Source organism: Hymenobacter psychrophilus, assembly GCF_900107135.1.
Classification (GTDB): domain Bacteria; phylum Bacteroidota; class Bacteroidia; order Cytophagales; family Hymenobacteraceae; genus Hymenobacter; species Hymenobacter psychrophilus.
This window is the reverse complement of sequence record NZ_FNOV01000001.1, coordinates 94,331-116,657: the sequence shown is the minus strand read 5'-3', so window position 1 is coordinate 116,657 and position 22,327 is coordinate 94,331. Positions and strand designations below refer to the sequence as shown.

The 22,327-nt window shown below is 61.5% G+C and carries 18 protein-coding genes and 1 tRNA gene; 2 read left to right on the top strand and 17 right to left on the bottom strand.

Annotated elements, in window-relative coordinates:
• Window positions 1–16: 16 nt before the first annotated feature.
• Both BLW21_RS00430 and BLW21_RS00425 read right to left on the bottom strand, forming a co-directional pair.
• Window positions 17–1,624 (bottom strand): protein adenylyltransferase SelO, encoded by a 1,608-nt coding sequence (locus tag BLW21_RS00430; protein ID WP_092736757.1) that lies wholly within the window; start codon window positions 1,622–1,624, stop codon window positions 17–19.
• A gap of 64 nt (window positions 1,625–1,688) precedes the next feature.
• A complete protein-coding gene (locus tag BLW21_RS00425) occupies window positions 1,689–2,804 on the bottom strand; it encodes a flavin monoamine oxidase family protein (protein WP_092736755.1) in 1,116 nt (371 codons plus the stop codon).
• 194 nt (window positions 2,805–2,998) lie between these two features.
• Between BLW21_RS00425 and BLW21_RS00420 the strand changes: the two genes are divergently transcribed.
• A complete protein-coding gene (locus BLW21_RS00420; RefSeq protein ID WP_092736752.1) occupies window positions 2,999–3,844 on the top strand; it encodes a universal stress protein in 846 nt (281 codons plus the stop codon).
• A gap of 14 nt (window positions 3,845–3,858) precedes the next feature.
• Here the strand turns inward: BLW21_RS00420 and BLW21_RS00415 are convergent, their stop codons facing one another.
• The 7 genes from BLW21_RS00415 to BLW21_RS00385 all read right to left on the bottom strand — a co-directional run bounded on the left by BLW21_RS00415 (window position 3,859) and on the right by BLW21_RS00385 (window position 11,998).
• Entirely contained in the window at window positions 3,859–4,209 is a 351-nt protein-coding gene (locus tag BLW21_RS00415) for a DUF3140 domain-containing protein (protein ID WP_092736750.1), read from the bottom strand.
• An 88-nt stretch (window positions 4,210–4,297) separates the two neighbouring features.
• The gene (gene asnA / locus BLW21_RS00410; protein WP_317040210.1) at window positions 4,298–5,320 is read right to left on the bottom strand and encodes an aspartate--ammonia ligase; all 1,023 of its coding nucleotides are present in this window, start codon (window positions 5,318–5,320) and stop codon (window positions 4,298–4,300) included.
• Window positions 5,321–5,726: 406 nt separating this feature from the next.
• Window positions 5,727–6,461 (bottom strand): PD-(D/E)XK nuclease-like domain-containing protein, encoded by a 735-nt coding sequence (locus tag BLW21_RS00405; protein ID WP_092736748.1) that lies wholly within the window; start codon window positions 6,459–6,461, stop codon window positions 5,727–5,729.
• 172 nt (window positions 6,462–6,633) lie between these two features.
• The gene (locus BLW21_RS00400; RefSeq protein ID WP_092736746.1) at window positions 6,634–7,617 is read right to left on the bottom strand and encodes an NADP-dependent phosphogluconate dehydrogenase; all 984 of its coding nucleotides are present in this window, start codon (window positions 7,615–7,617) and stop codon (window positions 6,634–6,636) included.
• A gap of 92 nt (window positions 7,618–7,709) precedes the next feature.
• A complete protein-coding gene (locus BLW21_RS00395; protein ID WP_092736744.1) occupies window positions 7,710–8,333 on the bottom strand; it encodes a cyclase family protein in 624 nt (207 codons plus the stop codon).
• A gap of 45 nt (window positions 8,334–8,378) precedes the next feature.
• Complete coding sequence (locus tag BLW21_RS00390) at window positions 8,379–11,024, bottom strand: MGH1-like glycoside hydrolase domain-containing protein (RefSeq protein WP_092736742.1); 2,646 nt, start codon at window positions 11,022–11,024, stop codon at window positions 8,379–8,381.
• Window positions 11,025–11,179: 155 nt separating this feature from the next.
• Complete coding sequence (locus BLW21_RS00385) at window positions 11,180–11,998, bottom strand: SDR family oxidoreductase (protein ID WP_092736740.1); 819 nt, start codon at window positions 11,996–11,998, stop codon at window positions 11,180–11,182.
• 224 nt (window positions 11,999–12,222) lie between these two features.
• On the opposite strand from BLW21_RS00385, the gene BLW21_RS00380 reads away from it, so the two are divergent.
• Entirely contained in the window at window positions 12,223–12,666 is a 444-nt protein-coding gene (locus BLW21_RS00380) for an EamA family transporter (RefSeq protein ID WP_092736738.1), read from the top strand.
• A 34-nt stretch (window positions 12,667–12,700) separates the two neighbouring features.
• Here the strand turns inward: BLW21_RS00380 and BLW21_RS00375 are convergent, their stop codons facing one another.
• From BLW21_RS00375 to BLW21_RS00340, 8 genes are all read right to left on the bottom strand, one after another.
• Entirely contained in the window at window positions 12,701–13,666 is a 966-nt protein-coding gene (locus BLW21_RS00375) for an NAD(P)-dependent alcohol dehydrogenase (protein ID WP_092736736.1), read from the bottom strand.
• Between the two features lie 244 nt (window positions 13,667–13,910).
• Window positions 13,911–14,702: a carbonic anhydrase gene (locus BLW21_RS00370; RefSeq protein ID WP_245711762.1), complete on the bottom strand. Its 792-nt coding sequence runs from the start codon at window positions 14,700–14,702 to the stop codon at window positions 13,911–13,913.
• Between the two features lie 56 nt (window positions 14,703–14,758).
• The gene (locus BLW21_RS00365; RefSeq protein WP_092736734.1) at window positions 14,759–16,372 is read right to left on the bottom strand and encodes a SulP family inorganic anion transporter; all 1,614 of its coding nucleotides are present in this window, start codon (window positions 16,370–16,372) and stop codon (window positions 14,759–14,761) included.
• 304 nt (window positions 16,373–16,676) lie between these two features.
• Complete coding sequence (locus tag BLW21_RS00360; RefSeq protein ID WP_092736732.1) at window positions 16,677–18,080, bottom strand: HAMP domain-containing sensor histidine kinase; 1,404 nt, start codon at window positions 18,078–18,080, stop codon at window positions 16,677–16,679.
• A 141-nt stretch (window positions 18,081–18,221) separates the two neighbouring features.
• Entirely contained in the window at window positions 18,222–18,899 is a 678-nt protein-coding gene (locus tag BLW21_RS00355) for a response regulator transcription factor (protein WP_092736731.1), read from the bottom strand.
• Between the two features lie 77 nt (window positions 18,900–18,976).
• A tRNA-Lys gene (locus tag BLW21_RS00350) sits at window positions 18,977–19,052 on the bottom strand.
• A 177-nt stretch (window positions 19,053–19,229) separates the two neighbouring features.
• Window positions 19,230–20,960: a M3 family oligoendopeptidase gene (locus BLW21_RS00345; protein WP_092736729.1), complete on the bottom strand. Its 1,731-nt coding sequence runs from the start codon at window positions 20,958–20,960 to the stop codon at window positions 19,230–19,232.
• Between the two features lie 183 nt (window positions 20,961–21,143).
• Window positions 21,144–22,250, bottom strand: a complete 1,107-nt coding sequence (locus BLW21_RS00340) for a ferredoxin--NADP reductase (protein ID WP_092736727.1) — start codon at window positions 22,248–22,250, stop codon at window positions 21,144–21,146.
• Between the last annotated feature and the right edge of the window lie 77 nt (window positions 22,251–22,327).

The following is a 22,327-nucleotide window of genomic DNA, read 5'->3' as shown; positions in this document are numbered from 1 at the left end:
GCGGACTGCAGTGGTGCTACGAGCTGCACGAGAGCGTGGCGCTGCCGGGCTTGGTAGCGGCCCACTCGGGGCGGCGGGCAGCCAGGGCCTCGTGCTCAGGCTGCTCATCGAAGGGCCTTTTCAGCACCTCGTGCAGGGTATGCAGCGGAGCCAGGTTGCCAGCCTCAGCGGCCTCAATAGCCTGCTGAGCCAGGTAGTTGCGCAGCACGTACTTGGGGTTCACGGTCAGCATACCGTCCCGGATGGCCTCGGGCGTGGACGGCTCCTGCCGCAGCCGGGCCGCGTACTGCCCCAGCCACGCCCGTAGCGCCGCGGAGTCAGTGGCATCGGGTGCGGCGTACGAAACGGCCTGCAGCAACGCAGTGGCCAGTTTCTCCACCGGTTCATTTACTGATTCGGCGGCCAGCAGGCGGGGCACCAGGTGGGAAAGATGGCGGTAGAACAGCGTCATATCCACCCGGGCACCTTCCATGGCCGGCAGCAGGCTACCTACCAACTGCTTGTCTGCTGCTTCATTGCCAGAAGCCGTGAGGCCGAGCTTGGCCAGCAGGCGCACGTGGTGGCTGCGGTTGAACGTGGCCACGTACTGGTTGAGGGCGGGGCGCAATAGCTCGGGGTCGGGCACGAGGGGCGTGAGGGCCTGGGCCAGCTGCGTCAGGTTCCAGAGTACCACCTGCGGCTGCTGACCGAAGGCGTAACGGTAGTTGGTGAAGTCGGTGGTGTTGGGCGTCCAGCCGGGCTCGTAGGGTTCCAGCCAGCCGTAAGGGCCGTAATCGATGGTCAGGCCCAGGATGCTCATATTATCGGTGTTGAGCACGCCATGTACGAAGCCGACCGTCTGCCATTGCGCCACCGTTTCGGCCGTGCGCCGGCAGATTTCCGTTAACCAGGCCACGTACACCGCCGGGGAGGGTTCGCCCAGTTCGGGAAAGTGGTGGCGGATTACGTAGTCGGCCAGCACCCGCAGGTTGTCGGTTTCGTTGTGGGCTAGCAGGAGCTGGAAGTTGCCGAAGCGCACAAATGAGGGGGCCACCCGGGCCACCACGGCCCCCGGCTCGGGGCGGGCGTTGCCGTCGTAAAACATGTCGCGCAGCACTTGGTCGCCGGTGCTCACCAGGCTCAGCGCCCGGGTAGTGGGCACGCCCAGGTGGTGCATGGCTTCGGAACAGAGAAACTCGCGCACCGAAGAGCGCAGCACGGCCCGGCCGTCGGCGCGGCGCGAGTAGGGCGTGGGCCCGGCCCCTTTCAGCTGGACTTCCCAGCGGCGGCCCTGCTGGCCCGGCAGCTCGCCCAGCGAAATGGCCCGCCCGTCGCCGAGCTGGCCGGCCCAGTTGCCGAACTGGTGGCCGCCGTAGCGGGCGGCGTAGGGCCGCATCGAGTCGGCCACGCGGTTGCCGGCCAGCAGCTCCGTGGCCGCGCCCTGCTCCGGCGGCCGCGCCAGCCCCAACTCCGTCCCCATTTCCGCCGACCACTCCAGCAGCCGCGGCTTGGCTACCGGCGTGGGCGCTACGGGCGAGTAGTGGTAGCCCGGCACCTGCCGCGGCACGTTCTCGTGCGAAGGGTCACCGGCCAGTTCATCGACGAAGGAATTGGTAAATGTGGCGCTTTCGAGTAGCTGAGGCATGATTTAGTGCTTAGTTGATAGTGCTTAGAGCGAAGTATTTTTTGGCGTGTTATGCAGCCCGGAGCTACAACCCGGGGGCGGCAGCGGCGCCCGCCAGTACCTGCCGGGCCGCCCGTTCCCCGACTTCTACGGCGCCATCGAGGCGGCCCCACTCGCCGGTGGCGGTTTCGGCCCCAGCCCAGATGAGGCGGTCCTGCCAGAGCGGGACCCGCAACTCCGGCGGGCCCTGCAGCGGCACGGCTAGCGGCGGGGCTTCGTCGGCGGGAGTGCTGGTAAACGGTTCGCGGGTCCAGTCGAGTTCCTGGTAAGCCAGCGGCCGGGCGGCGGCGGGGCCGAACAGCCGCACCAGCTGGGCCACTACGGCTGCCTCGCGGGCGGCGACTGGGGCGTTGCGTAGCGCATGGGGGGCGGCAAAAAACCCGAACAGTACGCCCGGCTGGCCTTCGGGCGGCGTGGCGTCGTGGATTTCCGTTAAAGGCCCCTGCTGGCTCACCCCAAAGCCCGACCAGCCCAGCTCGCGCCAGAAAGGCGTTTCGTAGGTTACCAGGCTTTTCATAGAGTGGCTCATCCAGGTAGGCGTCTGCTGCTGGGCGGCCTGCACGGCGGCGGACAACGCGGGCTCAAACTGCAGACTGTAGCCGGCCAGGCGCGGCGGCAGTGCCACCACTACGGCCGCCGCCCGGTAGGTGCGCGGCTGCCCGTTTTCTTTCGTCGTTACCTCTACCCCATCGGCCAGCTGCCGCAGCCCGGTTGCGCGGGCACCGAGCTGCACAGTACCGGCCGGCAGGGCGGCCGCTACGGCCTGAGCCAGCGCGGCCGCACCACCCGCAAACCGCAGGTAGCCCGCCGAGCCCGAGGGATGCGGCAGCCGGTGCACCGTACCACCCGTTTCGTAGGCCGTAGCCCCGGTGCTATACTGCTCGAACGGCGCAAGGTGCAGCTCGCGCGCCAGCGCCAGCAACTGGGGCTGATGGCTCCACCCCCAGGTCGCCCCCAGGTCAGCGAGGGCGCCGCTGGAGTGGCCGCCGCCAGGATGGGCGGGCACGGCGTGGGTGCGGCCACCCACCCGGTCGCGGGCCTCCAGCACCCGCACGGTGCGGCCGGCCGCTACCAGCCGCCGCGCCGCCACCAGGCCCGAAAGCCCGGCCCCCAGTATTAGTATCAAAGATGAATCTGCCATAGGCTCCCTAACAGACAAGGGGCTGCAAAGTAACGAGCCTCGCTGCCAATTGGCCGATTCGGGTGGGCAACTGGCTGACACCAACTGGGCGGCCAGACCGCGAATAGTTGCAAATAGATTCTTTTATCTATATATTAAGCTACTCTCCTGCTGTCACTTAGTAGCAGCATCCGTCCACCTTCTGCCGCCACGCCATGAAAAACATCCTGGTTCCCACCGATTTCTCCCCCGAATCACGGTACGCTTTTGAGGCAGCGGTGCAGCTGGCACAGCGCAGTGGCGGGCAACTGCTGCTGCTGCACTGCTTTGTACCGCCCACCGACTCCCACGTTTCCACCACCGGCGGACTGGTGGGCGGCCACGGGCTCGACGACGTGTACGTGCTCAAAACCCTGCAGGCTATCAAGCGCCGCATGCACGGGCTGATGGCCCAGGCCCACGAGCTGGCCCCCGATGTGCCGGTGCATGAACTAGTGCTTACCACCGAGCCCGAAACGGCCATCCTCGAAATCATCCAGGATCGGGGCATTGATCTGGTGGTGCTGGGGGCGCACGAAAACACTTCCTGGACGCGCTTCTTCCTCAGCACACACACCGAGCATATTATGCGCGGTGCCTCCTGCCCGGTACTCACTGTCAAGCATCCGGTCAAGAATTTCGAGGTGCGCCATTTAGTATTTGCCTCTGACTTTTCGGCTGAGGCCGACCAGGTCGCACCCAGCCTACAGCGGTTGCTGGGCCTCTATCCGGCCGCCACATTGCACCTGCTCGACGTGGTACCCACGGCCGGCCACCATGCGCGCGCCCTAGAGGCCATCCACGCGTTTGCCGCGCGCCACCAGTTCAGCCATTACGAGCCCGATGTATTCGATGCGCCCCGGGCCAGCACTGGCATCCCGCGCTTCGCTGAGCAGGCCCATGCCGATCTGGTTGTGATGCTTACCCACGGCCGCTCGGCCCTCAGCCACCTGCTGCAGGGCAGCATTTCCGAGGCCGTGGCCCTGCATGCTGCCCCGCCCGTGCTCACAGTGCCTATTTAAAGGGTGGCAGAGGGCTATTTTCTCAGTGGATCGTGGCCCCAGTTCATGAGGGAGTAGCGCCAGGGCGAGGTCTTGGTTTCGGTTTTGTCATCGGGGCCGCCCTGGGCAAGGTGGCGGCTGATGTAGCTGTGGACTTTGTGCATGTGGGCGTGGTCGTCGTCGGTCAGGTCGGCCTTCTTCTTGTGCAGGATCTGCACGATTTTCTCGCCCGAATGGTGGCCGATGCTGCTGCCGTCGCCGCTGTCCTGGCCCACCGACTTCGACTCATCGGTTTTCAGCCACTTTTCCAGCTCGGCCGCCGTCATGTTCACATCGCTCTTGAATTCGGTATAGATGTCGTCGGAGGCGTGGTCTTTGGTTGCCATGTAAAAGTATCGTTGCAGGTGAAAAAGAAAAACCCGGCCGTGGGGCCGGGTTTTTCAACGCAAATCTGCGGCCTGCTGTTACGGCTGCCTACAGCAGCATGATGCCCCTATCGGCCAGTTCCCGGCGCGTTTCCTCGGGCCAGATGCTCACCTGCACCTCCCCAATGTGGGCCTTACGGAGCATAAACATGCACACGCGGCTCTGCCCGATACCACCACCAATACTCTCGGGCAGCTCGCCCCGCAGCAGCCGGCCATGAAACTCCAGCGCCTGGCGCTGCTCGCAGCCGCGCAGCGCCAGCTGCCGCCGCAGCGCCAGCTTATCCACCCGAATACCCATCGACGATAATTCGAGGGCCGTTTGCAGCACCGGATGCCAAACCAGCAGGTCGCCGTTGAGGCCCTGGTAGCCGGGGGCAGTTTCGGTGCTCCAGTCGTCGTAGTCGGGGGCGCGGCCATCGTGGGCCTCGCCGTGGCTCAGGGCGCCGCCAATGCCCATCAGGAACACCGCGCCGTACTGCCGGGTGGCCTCGTGCTCGCGCTCTTTGGGTGTAAGATCGGGGTACTGGCGCAGCAGGTCTTCGGCGTGCAGAAAGGTGATGCGGCCGGGCAGCACCGGCACGATATCGGGGTACCGGGCGGCTACTTCGACCTCAGTGGCCCGCAGCGCCTCATAAATCTGCTCCACGGTGGCGCGCAGGAATTCCGGTGTGCGCTGCTCGGCCGCTATGTGCTGCTCCCAGTCCCACTGATCGACGTAGATGGAATGGATGGGCGAGTAGTCCTCATCGGGGCGCAGGGCGCGCATATCGGTGAGCAGGCCCCGGCCGGCGGCAATGCCCAGCTCGCGCAGCCGCAGCCGCTTCCACTTGGCCAGCGAGTGTACTACCACGGCCCGCTGCTCGGCCAGCGCTTTTACCGGGAAGGTCACCGGCCGCTCCACCCCGTTCAGGTCGTCGTTGATGCCGGTCCCGTCGAGCACGGCAATGGGGGCCGAAACACAGCTCAGGCGCAGGCGGCGGGCCAGTTCGCGGGCAAATACACTCTTCACCAGGCTAATTGCCTCTTCGGTTTCGAGTAAATCGGTGGTAATCATTTCGGCGGTCATCATGGGGCTGTTTTTTAAATGGTTTCTGAGAGGTTTTTATTTTCGTAAGGGCACACGAGTTCCCCTGCTCCAACCGGAGCTTTTTTTTTGTTTTTTCAGCGCTAATAATTAAAACTACCCCGCTTACCAACCACTCGCTACGGGACCAAATGGGCGGCAAAGGCACAAAAAAAAGCCTTCCGAAGAGGAAGGCTTGGAAAAAATCAATTATTGATCTTTATTTTTCCCAGGGTGCAATAGCCTTCCAGTCCCGAATAATATTATTATTCGAGTTATTATTCTGGCGGTTATTGCGGAAATGACGCATCGGAATTTTACCGTTTATTGAAGTGCTCACAAGTATAACAAGCTACTGGTAAATACGCAACTTTTTATCCATTTATTTTAATTTTAGTCGCAGCAGCGGCTTCTACGCGGGTTCCTCGTCGGCGCCACCGCTCAGGGCGTGGCGCACATCGCGCACGGCTGGCAGCACCGACAGCGGCACGGGGGCCTCGGGGTGCAGCAGGTGCAGCAGGCGCAGGTACTTGGCCCGGCCTTCCGAGCGCATGAGCGGCGGTACGGCATACACGAAAACCTTGAAGGGCTCCGTTTTCTGCACCCCAATCAGCAGAAACCGGTCGGCCTGCAGCGCATCGGCATAAAACGCGGCCTGCCGGTCGTAGTCGTAGTAGGTGCACTGCTCCACGAAGTGGTTGTAGTCGCGGGCCATGGTGGTCTTGAAATCCACGACGGTATAGGGGTGGCCGGGGTGGTCGACGACCAGATCGGCGCGCAGCTTGCAGAGCGTGCCGGTCACGGGTTCGGTGAAAATGCAGCTCGGCTCGGGCGTGCCCACATCGAGCAGCGCCTTCACTTCGGGGTCGAGCTGCACGCCCTCCACCATCCACCAGATGAGCGTGTCGTTGATGCCGGGCTGGCCAGCCTCGTAAAGGTCGGGTTCGAGTAGGGCCGTGTGGAAGGCCGTGCCCAGGCCCAGGGCGCCGCCGACGCTGGTGTGGGGCCGCGGCGGACGGCCGTTAAGCGCGTCGCGCAGGCGCGAGAGGTCGGAGTTGGCAATAGCAGGCAGGGCCCGGTAGTCATCGTAGGCGATGCGCAGTAAATCGGGACGGGTGGGCAGCGGAGTAGTGGTTGAGTCAGTCACGGAGAGAGAACAGCAGAATCGGAAGGATAGTTGGGTTTGACTGGGGAGATGGTGATGGGAAAAAGAACGTCATTCAGAGCGCAGCGAAGAATCTCGCGTGCAATGGCAACTCCTTGCGTTAGGGTTAGCATTGCACGCGAGATTCTTCGCTGCGCTCTGAATGACGTTGCTTTTACCCCTTCTCCCCATCACCTTCCGCAAACTTCGGCATTTCGTACTCGCCCACGCGGCCGAAGCGGCGCTCGTGCTTGAGGCCTTCGTCTTCGCCGTAGGGGTGGCCCCCGAAGCCGTGGCGCATCATGGCAATGGCCTTGGCCCAGGTCGGGTCCTGGTCGCGGGAGGTGAAGAGCTGCATGATGGATTGGGAGATAACGGGAATGGGCACTTCCATGCGCAGGGCATCGGCCACCAGCCAGTTTACTTCGCCGGTGTCCTCAATATAGCTGGGCACGTCGAAGCTCTGGCCCTCCTGGTCGTACATCTGCTTCATGAGCTGCACCAGCCATGAGCGCACCACCGAGCCGTTGTTCCACAGGCCCAGAATGGCGCTGATATCGAGCTTGTCGCGAAAGTGGGTGAGCATGCCCATGCCCTCGCCGATGGCCTGCAGCATCCCAAACTCGATGCCGTTGTGCACCAGCTTCACGTAGTGGCCCGTGCCGGCCGGGCCGGTGTGCAGGAAGCCCTCGGGCACCGAGGTTTCCACGAAGAACTCCTGGAGCTGGGCTACGGCTTTATCGTCGCCGCCCACCATGTAGCAGGCGCCGTTGCGGGCGCCAGTGGGGCCGCCGCTAGTGCCGCAGTCGATGAAGTAAATGCCCTTGCGCTTGAGTCGGTCGGCCCGGCGGATGGAGTCGCCCCAGTAGGAGTTGCCGCCATCCACGATAATGTCGCCCTCCTCGAAATGAGGTTCCAGTTGGTCAATCAGGCCATCAACGGCCGCGCCGGCCGGGATATAGAGGAATACTTTACGCGGGCGCTCCAATTGCTTCGCCAGCTCGGCCACGGTGATTACCACGCGCAGGTTATCAGTTTCGAGGTCGGGCCGGGCCCGGATGTCCATGCCCACGACGGGGTAGCCCTTCTCAGCGGCCTGCTGGGCCAGCCCCGCGCCCATTTTACCAAGGCCGATAACTCCGATTTGCGTCTTTTTCATGATTTTAAGGATGAGGGTATGAGCGGATAGCTGGGTGGTAATTGGGGTAATGAAGCAAGATTGTCATTCCGAGCGGAGCAAGGAATAATGGGTCAACGGCTGTCGATGCGCCGGGCCAGCACCCGGGCCGGGGCGCCGTCGGTGCCCGCTATTTTCAGCGGCAGGCACAGCAGCTCGTACTCGCCGGGCGCGGCGTGCTGCAGGGCCAGGCCCTCGATTACGCTGATGCCCGCGCCCAGCAAATTGTGGTGGGTATCGGCGGCGCCCACCGAGAGGTAATCGACGCCCACGCACACAACGCCCTGCGCACGCAGCCAGGCGGCGGCATCGGCCCCCACGCGCACAAAATTGGGGTCGAAGGGCTCTAGCGACCATTCACGGTCGGAGTTGCGGGTTTTGAACAGCACCCGACTACCCGGTGCCAGCTGCAGATGCGCAATATCAGCCTGGCTGATAAACCTCTCAGAATCCACGGCCACCAGCAGCGCCGGGCCCATCAGGTGGCTCAGATTGAGTTGGGCGGCATCCATACCGTCGGCCAGAAAGTGCAGGGGCGCATCGACGTGGGTGCCCGTATGCACGCTCATGCTGATTTCCGACACGTTGGCCGCCGCCCCATCGGCCATGCTCAGGGTGCGCCGGATGCGCACCGGCGCATTGTCGGGCCAGTAGGCCATGCCGTCGGTGATGGAGGTTGTCAGGTCGAGCCAGTCCATTTAGTTACAGATTAGGGATTAGGGGGAAAACTTCCTTCTGTCATCTTAACAATTGTCGCGCGGCTGGATGAGCTTGGCCACGAGACCGGTCCAGCCGGTTTGGTGGGTGGCGCCGAGGCCCGCGCCGTTGTCGCCGTTGAAGTATTCGTGGAAAAGCAGGTGGTCGCGGAAGTGCGGGTCGGTCTGCAGTTGCTGGTTGGGGCCGAAGCAGGCGCGCTGGCCATTCTCATCGCGCAGAAACAGCTGAATCAGCCGGTCGGACAGGGCCTGCGAAATTTCGATAATCGTGCAGTACTTGCCCGAGCCAGTGGGGTATTCTACCTTGAACTCGGGGCCGTAGTAGTGGTAAAACCGTTGTAACGACTCCACAATCATGAAGTTGGTGGGCATCCAGACGGGGCCGCGCCAGTTGCTGTTGCCCCCGAACAGCGAGGTCGTCGACTCGGCCGGCTCGTAGCTGACCTGCGCGCTCACATCATCCTCGCGCTCGAACACGAACGGGTGCAGCCGGTGGTAGCGCGAGAGGCTGCGGATGCCGTGCTCGGACAGGAATTCGGCCTCGTCGAGCATGCGGCGCAGCAGCAGTTTCATGCGGTGGCCGCGCAGCAAACTCAGCAGGTGGCGCTGGCCCTGGCCCGGCTCCTGCCAGCGGCTCACGAGCTTGGCCAGCTCGGGGCGGTTGTCGAGAAACCAGTTCAGCCGGCTCACAAAGTGGGGCACATCCTGCAGCGTGCCGAGGTCGAGCACTTCCACGGCAAACAGCGGAATCAGCCCCACCATCGAGCGCACCCGCAGCGGAAAGCGGCCATGCTCGGGCGTGTTGAGCACGTCGTAGTAGAAGCCGTCCTCGTCGTCCCACATATCAATCGGCTGCTCGCCCACATTGGTCATGGCGTAGGCGATGTAGAGGAAGTGCTCGAAGAACTTGCTGGCCAGGTCCTGATACACCGGGTTGGTGCGCGACAACTCGAGGGCAATGCGCATCATATTGAGCGCGAACATGGCCATCCAGGCCGTGCCGTCGGCCTGCTCGATGTAGCCACCGGTGGGCAGCGGGGCCGAGCGGTCGAACACCCCAATGTTGTCGAGGCCCAGAAAGCCGCCCTCGAACACGTTGCGGTTGTTGCGGTCTTTGCGGTTCACCCACCACGTAAAATTGAGCAGCAGCCGGTGGAACACGCTTTCCAGGAAGGCTGTGTCGCCCTGGCCGCCGCGCTGCTTCTGGTCGATTTTGTACACCCGCCAGGTGGCGTAGGCGTGCACGGGCGGGTTCACGTCGTCGAGCTTCCACTCGTAGGCCGGCAGCTGGCCGTTGGGGGCCATGTACCAGTCGCGGCACAGCAGCCGGAGCTGGTTTTTGGCGAAGTCGGCATCTACCATAGCCAGCGGCAGGCAATGAAAAGCCAGGTCCCAGGCCGCGTACCACGGATACTCCCACTTGTCGGGCATCGAGATGATGTCGGCGTTGTTGAGGTGTTTCCAGTTGCAGTTGCGGCCGTGCAGGCGGCTGGCGGGCGGCGCGGGCAGTGCCGGGTCGCCGCGCAGCCATTCGGCTACATCGTAGTAGTAAAACTGCTTGCTCCAGAGCATGCCGGCCAGCGCCTGGCGCTGCACATTGCGGGCATCGGCATTATCAACACCCTGCTGCAGGTCGTGGTAGTAGGCGTCGGCCTCCTGCTGGCGCTGCTCGAGTATTTGGGCAAAGTCGGCGAAGGGCGTAGCGAGGCCGCTGGCGGCCAGGCGCAGCCGCACGGTGCAGCTGCCGCCAGCGGGCACCTGCAGCTGGTAATGCACGGCCGCCTTACTGCCCCGCCGGGCCGGATTCACGGCCTGCTTCCGGCCGTGCAGCAGGTAGTCGTTGATGCCGTCCTTGCAATACTTGTTGGGGTTTTCCGAATCGAAGAGCCGCCGGGCGTTGGTTTCGTTGTCGCAGAATAACAGCTCGGCCAGCTGGCCCTCGGCCTGCTCGTAATACAGCTCCAGGGCTGGCAGGCTGGCATGGTCAATGGCTACCGAGCCCGTTTCGGGAGCCCGCAGCTCAGGCTTATAATGGTCGGGCCCCCAGGCCCAGGTGTTGCGCAGCCACAACTGGGGCAGTACATGCAGCGGGGCCGGCTGGTCGCCGCGGTTGTGCACCGTAATCTGCAGCAGCAGGTCGTCGGGGCCGGCTTTGGCGTATTCCAGAAAGATATCGAAGTAGCGATTCTCCTTGAAAATGAGCGTGTCAATCAGTTCGAACTCGGGCTTGTCGCGGCCGCGGCGGGCGTTTTCGGTCACCAGCCAGTCGTACGGAAAAGCGTGCTGCGGATACTTGTAAAGCATCCGCATGTAGGAGTGCGTGGGCGTGTTGTCGAGGTAGTAGTACAACTCCTTTACATCCTCGCCGTGGTTGCCCTCGGGGCCCGCCAGCCCAAACAGCCGCTCCTTCAGAATAGCATCCTGCCCGTTCCAGAAAGCCGGCGCCAGGCACAGCATCTGCTTGTCGTCGCAGATACCGCCGATGGCGTCTTCGCCCCAGCGGTAGGCGTAGGAGCGGGCCATGTCGTGGGTGGTGTAGGTCCAGGGCTGTGCGTCGGCCGAGTAATCTTCGCGCACGGTACCCCACTGCCGGTCCGACACGTAGGGGCCAAAGCGGTGCCAGTCGGCCTTGCCGTCGCGCAGTTCCTGCTGCCGTTGCTGCTCCTGGTTCATGCGTTGGGGTTTATGAAAACGGTCGTAGGGGCGGGGCTTTTCCCTGCCCACCGTTGAACGGTCCGCGTTGCACAGCATCGTTGGACCGGTGCGAACGGCGGGCGGGGACACGCCCCGCCCCTACACCGTTTCGCAATCAATTAGCGCCAAATCACTCAGCCATTATCGGCAAAACCCGGATACAGCGTCATGCCGCCGTCGGCGAAAATGCTGGTGCCGGTTACGTAATCTGACTCGTCGGAGGCCAGCCAGACGGCTACTTTGCCGATATCGAGGGGCTGGCCGATGCGGCCGTAGGGAATAAGCGTGAGCAGGGATTTCTCCTCCTCGGGCGTGTCGCGGGCCGAGAGGTTGATGGGCGTGGCAATGGCGCCGGGCGCGATGCTGTTGATGCGGATTTTGTGCGGCGCCAGCTCCTGGGCCATGCTCTTCATGAGCAGCATAATGCCGCCTTTGCTGGTGGCGTAGTTCACGTGGCCGGCCCACGGAATGACTTCGTGTACCGAACTCATGCAGATAATCTTGCCCAGGGCGCTGGAAATTTCCTGCTGCGGACCGCGGCGCAGAAACTCGCGGGCCGCCTCGCGGGCGCACAGAAACTGGCCCGTCAGATTTACGTCAATCACCCGCTGCCACTGCTCCAGGGTCATGTCCACGAATTTGGCATCGATCTGAATACCCGAATTGTTGACCAGAATGTGTAGGGTACCGAATTTCTCGCGCACGAAATTGAACATGCGCAACACGTCGTCTTCCTTGCTCACATCGGCCTGAAACGATACGGCCTGGCCACCGGCATCGGCAATTTCCTTCACCACGGCCGCCGCTTCGTCGGTGCTGTGAGCAAAGTTGACGATAACCGACGCGCCCTCGGCCGCCATGGCCTTGGCTACACCTGCCCCAATGCCGGAGCTGCCGCCCGTAATCAGGGCAATCTGGTTTTGAAGTCGGTTGGCGGAAGTGGTCGCAGGCATGGAAAAAGGGGATAAAGGATTTGGAAAGAAACAGGACGGTAGCAGGGCAATAGTTAAAGGATAGACTCCTTTCCAAGCGCTTTAGTTACATGAACATCTTATGAAGCACTGTCTAACAGCATATTAAGCCTCAAATAATTATCCTTCTCCTCTTTTACAGTCTCTTGGTCAGCCCAAAGCAACGGCGTGCCCGTACACCCGTCACATCTTTTATTCTCGCGTTTATGTGGATAGTTTTTTCTCTGCTGGCTGCCGTGTCAGCGGCCATCGTCGTCACGCTCTCCAAGATTGGCGTCAAGAATATTGAGTCGAGCCTGGCTTTTGCCGTGCAGTCGGTGCTGATTGTGGGCGTAGCCTGGGGCGTGGTGGCCTGGCAGGGACACCTGGGTCAGGTACAGACCATCGACCGGCGCACCTGGCTGTTTTTGATTGCGGCCGGCGTTATCACCTGCCTTTCGTCGCTGTTCTCGTTTCAGGCCCTCAAGCTGGGCATGGCCTCGCGTACCGCATCATTCGATAAAATTTCGCTTGTCTTCTCCATCCTGCTGGCCGTTTTTTTCCTCAAGGAGAAAGTAACCTGGCAGCTTGTGGCCGGAGCCGTGCTTATGGCCGGCGGGGCCATCCTCATTGCCTTTTCTGGGGGCGAAGAAGGCAGCGGAGGCGAATAAGTGACTAACGCGCTGACGCTAGTGCCCAGTTAGTTTAGCTCCCAACAATTCCTTCACTTACCGTCAGCACTACTTTTCCGCTCGAGTTGCCCTCTTCGTTGTAGCGATGGGCGGCGGCCGTTTCGCTCAGTGGAAATGTTTTATCGATAATCACGCGCAGCGTACCGGCCTGCAGCCAGGCCGAAATCAGGGCAAGGTCGGGGCCGCTAGGGTCGGCCAGCAGCACGTGGGATGATTTGGTGGTCAGTAGCGCCGCCAGCTTGCCGGCTACCACCGTGATGGGCTGCGGATCGGTGCTTACATAGCGGCCGTTTCGGCGCAGAGCCGCCTGGCTGGCCACGAAGCTCGATTTGCCAGCCGCGTCAAAAATGAGGTCGTAGCGGCTCAGGTCCTTTGTGAAGTCGTGTTCCTTGTAATCCAAGGCGTGGTCGGCACCCAGGCTACGCACCAGCTCCAGGTTGTCGGCGCTGGCGGTTCCGGTTACCTCGCCCGCGCCCAGCGCCTTGGCCAGTTGCACGGCAAAAGCCCCTACGCCGCCCGAAGCGCCATTGATTAGCACCCGGTCGCCGGAAAGCAGCCGGCCCTGGTCGCGCAGCGCCTGCAAGGCCGTGAGGGCGGCCAGCGGCACGCAGCCCGCTTCCTCGAAGCTTAACTTTTCGGGAATGAAAGCGGCGGCCGGCCCGGCCAGCAGCGCGTACTCGGCATTGGCGCCGCCGGTACCCCCGTCGGCCATACCATACACCCGGTCGCCCACCGCAAAGCGCACCACCTGGCTGCCCACGGCCGCCACTTCACCGGCTACGTCGCGCCCCGGAATCATGGGAAAGTCGAAACCAGTCAACAGCTTGATATCGCCCCGGCGCACCTTCCAGTCGATGGGGTTGACGCTGCTGGCGCGCACCCGCACCAGTAGCTGGGTGGGCGTGGGCGTAGGCGTAGGCTGCTCGCCGTAACGGAGCACATCGGCCGGGCCGTATTCGTTGAAATAAATGGCGTTCATTGCTTCTGTAGTTTATTGTTCTGGTACCTGCTGATAATAACCTTACGGGTTTCTCTTGGCCTTGCGTTGTGAAAACATTCGGGGCTGCCTGCGGCCAGACACAAAAAAACCGCCGCACCCAACGGATGCGGCGGTTTTAGCCATCGAAGGCACCTTCCCCTCAGAACGTGCCCGGATGGTAAGCAGCCAGCTAGCCGGATAGTCCGGACCAGACCTATGCGGCTTGTTGTGCCGGCCGCAGGAACTATCCCTTGGTTTGCGAACCGTTGCTTGCGGCTACGTTTTTACCAGCTTTCTGGCTCATCGGCGAGGCGGCGTGTGGCTTCTCATCCGTTAGTTTGGGCTTGTTAGTGGTCAGTTCAGCCTTATCCGTTTCTGCTTCCAGCACCTTGGCCGCGTACTTCTGGGCGCTGGTGCCATAGATGTGGTCGAACTCAGAAATCATGTTGTCTTCAACATCCAGGTTGGTCAGCAGCCCTTCCTTGATATCGTAAACCAAGCCATGCAGACGAGGCGGAGTAGCGCCCTTGCGCGCGTTCTGGATGATGCTGGTTTTGGCCAAGTTGCGCACCTGCTCAATTACGTTCAGCTCTACAAGACGCCGTAAGCGTGAGTCGTCGTCGCTGATGCGCAGAAACTCGGTTTCGTGCACCCTGATTACGTCGCGGATATTGGTTAGCCAGCCGTCGATGAGGCCGTACTGCTTGTTGCTGGCGGCGGCGGCCACGCCCCCGCAGCCGTAATGGCCGCACACGATAATATCCTGCACGCCCAGTACTTCCACGGCGTACTGCAACACCGAAAGCATGTTGAAATCGGTGTGCACTACCATGTTGGCAATGTTGCGGTGCACGAACATTTCGCCCGGACCGGTGCCGGTAATGGCGGAGGCCGGCACCCGCGAATCGGAGCAGCCGATGAACAGGTACTTAGGCTGCTGACCATCGGCCAGGCGGTTAAAAAAATTCGGGTCGGCAGCGCGCTGCTCTTTCACCCACTTGCGGTTATTGTCCAGAATCGATTCTATGCCATTCATATATAGGGGAGGAAATCAGATGATTGAGAAGGTGATGAGGTGAAGCCCCATATCTGTTAATGTCCCATTACTTCTACCTGGGGTACGTCGCGCAATTCCAGGTTGATGCCGCGCTCGGGGGCTGCCTGCCGGAAGTTCTCAATGGCTTCGAGCACGTCGTAGTCTATAAATACCGAGTCGGAACCATCGATTACAACCCTGGAATTCATCGGCAGTTCCTCCAGCACCTTGATGATGCTGGCTTTATTGAGGAACGACACCTGCGAGGAGAGACGCAGAATAATCGGCCCGTCGTCGGTGCCCTTCTCGGTAGGCTTACTCAGGTAGTACGCCGAATCGTAGTTGGCTTTCAGGATGTAGAAGATGCCCACTACCAACCCCAAAACTACCCCCTTGAGCAAATCGGTGAACAGGATGGCCACGATGGTAATGATGAAGGGCAGAAACTGCTGCCAGCCCAGTTTCCACTGGGTGCGGTAGAGGGCCGGCCTAGTGAGCTTGTAGCCGATAACGAGCAGGATGGCGGCCAAGGCCGAGAGCGGAATCTGGTTAAGCACCCGCCCTAAAAACAGCAGGCTCACGAGCAGCAGCAGTCCGTGGAAGAAAGCAGACATACGGGTTTGTCCCCCGGAGTTGATGTTGGCCGAGCTACGCACAATAACCGCCGTCATGGGTAACCCACCGAGCAACCCGCTAATCATGTTACCGGCGCCCTGGGCCATCATTTCGCGGTTAGTGGGCGTGGTGCGCTTGTATGGGTCGAGCTTATCAACAGCTTCCACACTGAGCAGCGTTTCGAGCGAGGCCACAATGGCAATAGTAAAAGCGACGGTATAGGTAGCGGGCCGGCTAAAGGCAGCCCAGTCGGGAACGGTAATGAGTTGAGCAGCATCCTGCAATGAGGTGATGCGCGGTAGGCTCACCATGTTTTCGGGCCGGATGCTGAGCGTTGGTATCAGCGAATCGAAAACCAGGTTGAGCAGAATGGCTACCACGACAACAACCAGAGCGCCTGGAATTAGCTGAGCCACTTTGCTACGCTTGCTGAGCACATTGTCCCACCCGATCAGGATGGCCAGACAGACCAACCCAACCAGAGCCGGGCCGAGCTGGAAGTTTTCGAGCGCATTACTGATTTCACTGAACGTATTGCGACCATCAAATTGCAAGAAGCTCAGATCTTCAAAGTAGTCGGTATCGATACCTAAAAAGTGCGGAATCTGCTTCAGAATCAGGATCAGGCCGATAGCGGCCAGCATCCCGCGAATAACGGAAGTGGGAAAGTACAGGCCAATAATACCCGCCCGGGCCACGCCCAGGCCAATCTGGATGACGCCCGCAATAACGGTGGCGGCCAGTACAGCCTCGAACGAGCCCAGCGTGCCAATAGCGGCTACGATAATGGCCGTCAGGCCAGCCGCCGGCCCACTCACACTCAGCGCCGAGCCACTTAGCCAAGCCACCACCACGCCGCCCACAATGCCAGCAATAACGCCCGACAACAATGGTGCGCCCGAGGCCAGCGAAATACCTAGGCACAGTGGCAGGGCCACCAGAAACACCACCAGCCCGGCGGGTAAATCCTGGCTCAGAGAGCTAAATGATGAGGGAAAACGGCCCGAAGCCACCGAAGAGGCTGTCTTTCTCGGGTCCGGAGCATTTTTTATCATAATGGCGGGAGGCAATGTAAAAACGGGTAGTGCCCGCCACCCAACAAAGAGTAGCCGGCTATATCACACAACGTTATAGCCGGCTCGTTAAACTCTGATTAAAAGCAAGTTAAAACCCGATTAAAGTCACATAAACCCCTTATTAACAGTTGCTTAAAATCATGTACCTACTGATATTTGCCACTTTATACGATTCGGCTGTCCGTCGATTTTTCAGGATTCAAACAACCCTGCCCCATATGGGCCGCGGATTAACGCGCAAAATATAGTCGCGCACTGTAGCCTACTGTCCCACGGCCATAACCTAGCCGGCGGCGGGGAAATCGAGCAGGACGCGGGTGCCCTGGCCCAAGGTGCTGGCCACCTCCACGCGCCCCGCGTGCAGCTCCATTATTTTGGCCGTGAGCGGCAGCCCGATACCATGTCCGGGCACAGTCCGCACAGCCTCAGCCCGGAAAAAGGGAACGAACACCTGCTGCCGGTCGGCCTCACTCATGCCCGGCCCCTGATCGACGACGCGAAGTTGTACCCGGCCGCGGACAGCGGCGAGGGTGGCTACAATGGGCACCTGCTGGTTGGCAGTTGTGAACTTGCACGCATTTTCCAGAATATTGAGGAAGGCAACCAGCACCAGCGCCTCGTTGCCGAGTACGGCAAACGTCACAGAGCTGGCAGCCCCGGGCGCTTCGCGGAAATCGAGGTCGATGCGGCGGGTAGGGTGGCGCCGATGCAGCTCCTCATGGGCCATCAGCAGCAGCTCGTCGAGGCGCAGGCGAGTGCGCGGCACCTGGCTGGGGTCGTCGGAAGCGCGCGCAATCTGCAGCAGACCGTTGGTGAGGTCCTTGAGCAGCCGGGCCGCGTCGAGGGTGGCGCGCAGCACCCGCTGGTATTCCTCGGGGGTGCGCTCCTGCTGGAGCAGGGCCACTTCGAGCTGCCCAATAATGGCGGTCAGCGGCGTGCGCAACTCGTGCGAGGCGTCGCGCACAAAGGTGCGCTGGCCTACAAAAGCCGTTTCGAGGCGGTCGAGCAGGCTGTTGAAGCGCTGGGCCAGCAGCGACACTTCGTCGCGGCCTTCGCCCTGGCTCAGGCGCTGGTGCAGGTCGGAGGCCGTGATGCTGTCAACCTCCCGGATGATGCGCTTCATGGGTTTGAGCGCCTGACCAGCAAAAATCAGCCCCCCGATGCCTACTACCACAAACGAGCCCAACAGGCCGAAGGTCATTACTGCCAGCAGGTTATCCAGCTTCTCGCGGCTGTCATCATCCACCGACGAGGCTACTACCACAAAGTCGCCCCGGCCGGGTTCCTGGTAGAGCAGGCCCACGGTTTGGCGGAAACGGCCCTCGAAACGCACCTCCCGGCCGGTCTGGCGCACCTGCTGCAGCAGTGCCTCCGACACCGCTCGTCCTTCGCGCCCCTCGCGGAATACAACCCGGTCGCGGGCATCGAACACATGTACTTCCTCGGCCGGCAGCGTGCGGTAAAACTGCCGCAGATAGCGCCGGTACGAAGCCCGGCTACTCTCGTCGCCGCGGCGGGTACCATCGAGGTACACGTGCGCTACCACCCGCGCCCGCGAGAACAGGCTTTCGGTAAATGCCTCGTGCCTCGACTGGTAGGTGAAAAAGTAAATTACGGCCGCAAACAGCAGCAGCGTAACCACCAGAATGGCCGCAAACTGCACTGTAAGTCGCGCCCGAATCGTCATTGGTTAGTGGTTAGTGGTTAGTGGTTAGTGGTTAGTGGTTAGTGGTTAGTGGTTAGTGGAAAATACGGACGTCGTGCTTCATCTGGCGTCCGCGCAGTCGAAGCATGACGTTTTCTTAATTAACCACCAACCACTAGAAATTTATTCCTCCTTCATCACGTAGCCCATGCCTACCAGCGTGTGGATGAGTTTGGGAGTGAAGTCCTTGTCGAGCTTTTTGCGCAAAAAGTTAATGTACACATCGATGACGTTGGAGCCGGTGTCGAAGCTTGTATCCCAGACCTGCTCCAGAATATCGACCCGCGACACCACCCGGTTCTGGTTGCGTAGCAGGTATTCGAGCAAGGCAAACTCGCGGGCCGTAAGCTGGATGGGCTGGCCGGCGCGGTGCACCATTTTGCTACTCGGGTCGAGCGTGAGGTCGGCCAGCTGCAGCGCACCGCCGGCCGGGGGCGCGTCGTGGCGGCGGCGCGTGAGCGCCCGGATGCGGGCCAGCAGCTCCTGAAACGCGAAGGGCTTCACCAGATAATCGTCGGCCCCGGCGTCGAGGCCCCGGATTTTGTCGTCCGTTTCGCCTAAAGCGGTAAGCATCAGAATGGGCACGCCGGTATTCTGGGCCCGCACCTGCCGGCACACATCCAGCCCACTTAAGCCCGGCAGCAGCGTATCAAGAATCAGCAGGTCGTAGCCACCCTGCTGGGCCAGGCGTAGGCCCAAGAGGCCATCGGCGGCTAAATCTACCTGGTGTTGCTGTTCGCTCAGACCCTGATGCAGAAATGCGGCAACCTTGGGCTCGTCTTCAACCAACAGAATTTTCATGCCTGCAAGATACGCGGCCGGCCGGCTTCTGCCCCACCAACAAAAAACCCCTCACTACGCAGCGTAGTGAGGGGTTTTGGTGATCCCGCTGGGATTCGAACCCAGGACCCATACATTAAAAGTGTATTGCTCTACCAGCTGAGCTACAGAATCATTCCACTTCGCAGGGCCAGAGCCTTTTCAGAAGGGAGTGCAAAAGTAGGCGTCTTATTGGTGCGGTGCAAGCGAACAGCTTCTTTTTCCGGCCACAACACCCTTTTCAGCCGTCAACAACCTGAATTTCAAGCGTATTATTTGCAACTGCATGGCTATACTTTACACGCAGGTTCCCTATATTTTCGCCATTTCGTCCTGCACGAAGTCGGCCAGCGTGCGCAGGTACTCGGTGCTGAAGTCGAAACGGATGCCGGCCGCCGCGTAGATTTCGCCGATGGGGGCCGTGTAGCCCAGGGCCAGGGCACGCTGGTAGCCGGCCAGCGCCTGTTGCGGATTCTGGCGGTAGTTGCGCCACACGGCAATAGCACCGAGTTGGGCCATAGCGTACTCGATGTAATAGAACGGCACCTCATACAGGTGCAGCTGCTTCTGCCACAGGAAGGGCTTGATGTGCTCCAAGCCCTTCCAGCTCACGGTGCGCTGGTTGAACTCGTCGAACAGCTCGACCCAACGGGCGTGGCGCTGCTCCTCGGTGTGCGTGGGATGCTCGTACACCCAGTGCTGAAACTTGTCGATGGTGGCCACCCAGGGGAAGGTTTCGAGCACGCTTTCGAGGTGAGTGCGCTTGGCCCGCCGCAGTTCCTCGGGGTCGCCGAAGAACACGTCCCAATGGTCGATACTGAGCAGCTCCATGCTCATGGAAGCCAATTCGGCTACTTCGGAGGGTGGGTGTTTGTCGGCGCTCAACGGGAGGCGGCGCGTGAGGAAACTGTGCACCGCGTGGCCACCTTCGTGCAGCATCGTCACCACGTCGCGCAGCGAACTGGTGGCATTCATGAAGATGAAAGGCACCCCCGTTTCGTCGAGCGGGTAGTTGTAGCCGCCGGGGGCCTTGCCCTTGCGGCTTTCCAGGTCGAGGTTGCCCATCTGGCCCATGGTGCGCAGGCACTGGCCCAAAAACGGGTCGAGGCGGTCGAAGACAGTGGTAGTTTTGGCCAGCAGCTCTTCCCCCGTTTCAAACGGCCGCAACGGCGCCTGGCCCGATACATCCACGTCGAGGTCCCAGGGGCGCAGCTCAGCCAGCGCCAGGTCCTGGCGGCGCTCCAGGTCGAGGTTGTCGGTGAGCGGCACCACGGTTTCGCGGATGGCGCGGTGGAAGTCCAGCGTATCCTGGGGCGTATAGTCGAAGCGGCCCAAGGCGGCGAACATGTAGTCGCGGAAGTTGGCGAATCCGGCGTTCAGGGCCACTTGGTGTCGCAGACCGATGAGGCGGGTGTAGAGCTCGTCGAGGGCTTTGGCATCCTGCAAGCGGCGTTCCTGCACGGCCCGCCAGGCGGTTTCGCGCACCTGCCGGTCGGGGCTTTTGAGGCGGTCGGCGGCACGGGGCAGCGTCAGTTCCTCCCCGTCGAGCGTTACGGTCATGGCCCCGGCCAGCGCGGCGTACTGCTGCTGTTGGGTGCTGATTTCGGTTTTGAGCGGCACGTTCTCGGGCCGGTAGATGGCCAGGGCCTGCCGCACCGAGCGGATGAAAACTCGGTAGCGGTTTTCATCAAGCCCGGACAGAAATTCCGAAGCCAGCATTTTTTCGTTGAGCGCGTGGTCGTAGGGTGCCACGTGGGGCTCCACTTCGTTCACGAAGAACTGGAAGGCCTCGGTGCGGACGCCGTCCTGGGTGTCGCAGGTCATGCGGATGTAGCGCCAGGCCAGGTCTTCGCTCAGGGCCGCTTCCAGCTCCGAGCGGTTCAGCAGCCAGCGCTCCAACTCGGCCGCTGAGGTTACTTGCCGGTCGCGCAGCTCGATAAAATAAGGCTCAATGGCGGCCCAATCGGTTACGGTAAAGGCCTCGGGCAGGTACTGGCGCGGGGGCCGCTGGGTGTCGGTGGCGAGGGTGGCGGAAGGGGTCATTTTCTTGGAAGCTAGAAGCTGGAAGGCAGGGAGTAAGTACTAGAGGCAAAATAGAACGTCATGCTGAGCGCAGCCAAAGCATCTCTAGTGCAACAGTAGTTCTGACGTTCAGTTACTGTTGCAGTAGAGATGCTTCGGCTGCGCTCAGCATGACGTTCTAAGTTCCTGAATTCTCAAATATCCCTACCCAATCTCAATCACCACGTCGCTCGTGAGCGGGTGGCCAACGCAGGTAAGCACGTAGCCCTGGTTCATTTCAGAATCCGAAAGACCCTCGCGCTCGTCGAGGTGGACTTTGCCTGAGAGGCACTTGCCGCGGCAGGCGGTGCACAGGCCGGCCTGGCAGCTGTAGGGCAGGTCGATGTCCTGATCAAGGGCCGCTTCGAGAATGGTTTGGTCGGGGCTCACCTCGAACTGGTACTCGGCGCCCTCGTAGTGAATGGTGACGTTGCGGGAGTTGCTCTGCTCATCAGCAGCAGCAGCCGATACGTCGCCGTGCCCGCCCGATTGGGCAACGGCCTCGGCCGAATCGGCGGCAGCCACAAAACTCTCGCGGCGCACGCGGGCCGCCGGTACGCCCAGCAATTCCAGGGCCGACTGAGCTTCCAGCATTAGCCCGTCGGGGCCGCAGAGGAAGTATTCGGCTTGGGCAGCCGGAAACTGGTGGCGCTGCTCCAGAATCCGGAGCAGGGTGGTGCGGTTGAGACGGCCGGTGTGCTTGTGCTCGGTGGAGGGGCGCAGGGGCTGGCTGAAGACGTGCTCGATCTGGAAACGGCCGGCGTACTGCTGCTCCAGCTGCCGCAACTGATCGGCAAAAATCACCGAATCCTCGTTGCGGTTACCGTAAATGAGTAGCACATGGCTTTTGGGCTCGTCGCTGAGAATGGCCTTGAGCATGCTCATGAGCGGGGTAATGCCCGAGCCGGCGCCCACCAGCACAATAGAGCGCGCCGCCTGGGGCTGGGGCGCCAGCACAAAATTGCCCAGCGGAGCCATTACCTCCAGCTGCTGGCCTACCTGCACGGTATCGAGCAGGTAGTTACTCACCAGGCCGCCCGATACGCGCTTCACCGTAACGGCTAGGCGCGGGGCCTCGCCCGGCGTACTGCTGAGCGAGTAGGCCCGGCGCTCTTTCTTGCCGCCCGGCCCGCAAGGCAGAATCAGGGTTAGGAACTGGCCCGGCTGGCAGGCCACGGGCTGGCGGTCGGGCCGTTCGAAATGGATGGTAACGGCGTCGGGGGTTTCCTGGGTCAGCTCAACAACAGTCAGCGTCAGGTAGGGGCTACTCATAAAGGCAGGTAGATCTTACGGGGTGGGTGGGTTTGAACACAAAGTTCGTTATTCGATATTTGTTTCCCACATACAAC